Source organism: Sphingomonas bacterium, from assembly GCF_903644135.1.
Taxonomy (GTDB): domain Bacteria; phylum Pseudomonadota; class Alphaproteobacteria; order Sphingomonadales; family Sphingomonadaceae; genus Sphingomonas.
This window is the reverse complement of the sequence record NZ_CAHJXA010000312.1, coordinates 1-3,330: the sequence shown is the minus strand read 5'-3', so window position 1 is coordinate 3,330 and position 3,330 is coordinate 1. Positions and strand designations below refer to the sequence as shown.

Annotated in this window: 2 protein-coding genes and 2 pseudogenes; 2 read left to right on the top strand and 2 right to left on the bottom strand. The window is 70.8% G+C overall.

Going from position 1 to position 3,330, the window contains the following annotated elements; all coding sequences use genetic code 11:
- A pseudogene (locus tag HUU96_RS15215) lies at positions 1-199 on the top strand (hypothetical protein); the annotation flags it as partial.
- Positions 179-1,876, top strand: a pseudogene (locus tag HUU96_RS13570) (ComEC/Rec2 family competence protein); the annotation flags it as partial. The pseudogenes HUU96_RS15215 and HUU96_RS13570, both read left to right, overlap by 21 nt.
- Here the strand turns inward: HUU96_RS13570 and lexA are convergent.
- Complete coding sequence (gene lexA / locus HUU96_RS13565; RefSeq protein ID WP_174293286.1) at positions 1,854-2,549, bottom strand: transcriptional repressor LexA; 696 nt, start codon at positions 2,547-2,549, stop codon at positions 1,854-1,856. The pseudogene HUU96_RS13570 and the gene lexA sit on opposite strands and share 23 nt — an antisense overlap.
- Before the next feature lie 68 nt (positions 2,550-2,617).
- A partial coding sequence (locus HUU96_RS13560; RefSeq protein WP_174293285.1) for a molybdopterin molybdotransferase MoeA occupies positions 2,618-3,330 on the bottom strand: 713 nt, incomplete at its 5' end.

Below are 3,330 nucleotides of genomic sequence, written 5' to 3'. Positions count from 1 at the left end.
CCCGCTCTCGCTGGGGGAGATCCGCGGCTTCAAGACCCGTTTCCATTTGTACACCGTGCCCGGGCAGGTCTTCTACGACGCCTCGCGCAAGCTGATCTTGAAGGGCGTCGACGGCGTCATCTTCGTGGCCGACTCGCAGATCGAGCGCGCCGAGGCGAACCTAGAGTCGGTCGAGAACCTGCGCGTCAACCTTGCCGATGCCGACGTACCGGCCGGGATCGCCCGCGGTGCGGTCGTCGAGCTGGGCGCGCGACTGGTGCCGCCGCAGGTCGCCGGCGTGCCGGGGGCCTATGACTATGCCCGGCTCGCCTGGTTCGACGGCATCGGCGCGAGCGGGCGCGGCTATGCGCCGGTCAGGCTGGTGACCCTACCGGCCGTCGCCGCCGACGGTATCCGCATCCGGCTGACCCGGCATATCGAGGCGCAGTTGGCCGGCGATGCGGGCAGCGTCGGCGGCGTCGCGGCGGCGTTCGTGACCGGCGATGTCGGCGCGATCGGCCTGCAGGAATCGGACGACATGCGGCGAGCGGGATTGGCGCACCTCCTGTCGATCAGCGGCCTGCACATCACCGCCGCGGTCGCGTTCACGATGCTGCTGGTGGTGCGGCTGCTCGCGCTGTGGCCGTGGCTGGCGCTGCGCTTCCGGCTGCCGATGATTGCCGCGGGTGCGGGCGCGGCGGCGGCGATCGGCTATACCCTGTTGTCGGGGGCGGAGGTGCCGACGATCCGGTCGTGCGTCGCGTCTTTGCTTGTGCTGGGCGCGCTGGCGCTGGGGCGGGAGGCGGTGACGCTGCGGCTGGTTGCGGCGGGGGCGTTCGTGGTGCTGCTGTTCTGGCCCGAGTCGCTGGCGGGGCCGAGTTTTCAGCTGTCGTTCGCGGCGGTGACCGCGATCGTCGCGCTGCACGAGCATCCGCAGGTCCGCGACTGGCTGATCAAGCGCGACGAGCCGCGGTGGCGCGGACTGCTCCGCGAACTGGTGTCGCTCCTGGCGACCGGATTGCTGGTCGAGCTCGCGCTGATGCCGATCGCGGTGTACCACTTCCACAAGGCGGGGCTGTACGGCGCGTTCGCCAACATCGTCGCGATCCCGCTAAGCACCTTCGTCATCATGCCCGCGGAGGCGCTGGCGCTGCTGCTCGATTCGCTCGGCCTCGGCGCACCGTTCTGGTGGCTGACCGGCCGCGCGATTGCGCCGCTGCTGTGGATCGCACGGATCACGGCGGTGCAGCCGGGCGCGGTGACGGTGCTGCCGACCATGCCCGACGCGGCCTTTGCGCTGATGGTCGGCGGTGGCTTGTGGATCGCGCTGTGGCGCACGCGCTGGCGGCGGCTGGGACTGGTGCCGCTCGTGCTCGGGGCCGGCTGGGCGCTGGCGACGCCGCCGCCGGACCTGCTGGTCACCGGCGATGGCCGCCATGTCGCGGTCAGGACTGCTGCCGGCCATCTGGCACTGCTGCGCGACCGGTCGAGCGACTTCACTCAGGACATGCTGACCGTCAACGGCGGCGTCGACCGCAGGGCCGAGCTGCTGTCGGACCAGCCGACCGCCCGCTGCAACCGCGACCTGTGCCTTGCCAGCCGCACCGTCGGCCAGCGCCAGTGGGGCATCCTCGCAACGCGGAGCGGCTATATGCTGCCGATCGCCGAGATCACCGCCTTGTGCCGGCAGGTCGACATCGTTGTCAGCGACCGCCGCCTGCCGCGCACCTGCCGCCCTCGCTGGCTACTCCTCACGCCGCAGACGCTGCGCCGCACCGGCGGTCTGGCGCTGACGCTGGCGAGCGGTCATGCCGTCACCGTGCTCACTCCCGGCGACGAGCACCCCTGGGCCCTCGCAGCCCGTCCGCCCGCGCTCAGTCGTAGCGGCGCAGCAGCCCCGACAGCTTGCCCTGGATGCGCACCCGCGCCGGCGCATAGCGCTGCGGCTCATAGGCGCGGTTCGCCGGATCGAGCCGTACCATCGCGCCCTCCCGACGGAAATATTTGAGCGTCGCCTCGCTATCCTCGATCAGCGCCACCACGATCTCGCCGTCGCGTGCCACCTCGGTGCGGCGGATCAGCGCGTAGTCGCCGTCGAGGATACCCGCCTCGACCATCGAGTCGCCCGCCACCTCCAGCGCATAATGCTCGCCCGCGCCGAGCAGCGCCGCCGGCACCGCCAGCATCGACGAACCCTCGAACGCCTCGATCGGCACACCCGCCGCGATCCGGCCGTGCAGCGGGATCTCGATCACGTCGTTGGCCGGCTGCGGCAGCGGCCGAACATTGCCGCGCCCCGTCGCCGGCATGGCGATGTCGCCGCGCTTCTGAACGGTTCCAGCTGCCGCCTTGGGTCGGTCGGGCATCTTCACCACCTCCAGCGCGCGGGCGCGATTGGCGAGACGGCGAATGAAGCCACGCTCCTCCAGCGCGCTGATCAGGCGGTGGACACCTGACTTGGACTTGAGGTCGAGCGCCTCCTTCATCTCCTCGAAGGAGGGCGACACGCCGGTATCGGCGAGGCGGTCGTTGATGAAACAGACCAGCTCATGCTGCTTGCGAGTAAGCATCGGCGGAACTCCGTCGTGACAGGGACCATGAACAGACTGGGAACCTATATGGAACGGTTTTGCGGGCGTCAAGCGATCGGCAGGATTTCCGCAAGATCGCCCGCAGCGGCGGCCGGCGCGTTGGCCGGCCGGACGATCAGGCACGTCGACCGCGCGAGCGTCAGCAGCATGGAACTGTCCTGGATCGTCGAGGCATAGGCCAGCCGCGCGCGCAGCTCGCCGCGCAAGTAATCGGTGCGCGCATTGTTGGCCGGCAGCGGCTCGCCCAGCGTCGCGGTCATCGTTGGCGGCAGCGGATCGGCCGCGCCCGCCAGGTGCGCGATCAGCGGTCGGACGAACAGGATGGCAGTTACGAACGCCGACACCGGGTTTCCCGGCAGCCCCAGCACCGCGGTATCGCCAATCCGCCCCGCCATCATCGGCTTGCCGGGGCGCAGCGCGATCCGCCAGAAATCGATCGCTCCCCCTGCGGCTTCCAGCGCCGGCCGGACGAGGTCATGGTCGCCCACCGACGCGCCGCCGGTGGTGATCAGCAGGTCTGCCCGCACGCCGGCAAAGGCGGCGGTGAGGACCGGCAGGTCGTCGGGTAGGATGCCGAGATCGACGATCTCGACCGGCAGGTCGGCCAGCATCGCCGCAAGCATCGCGCGGTTGGATTCGGGCAGCGCCAGGCCGGTCAGCGCGGCTCCGGGCGGCACCAGCTCGTCGCCGGTCGCGACCAGCGCGACGCGCACCCGTCGCCGTACCGGCAAGGTGCCATGGCCGCCGGTCACCGCCACCG

Bases quoted from the DNA above. Each gene is read 5' to 3' on its own strand.
- lexA (WP_174293286.1), bottom strand. From the start codon at position 2,549: ATGCTTACTCGCAAGCAGCATGAGCTGGTCTGTTTCATCAACGACCGC.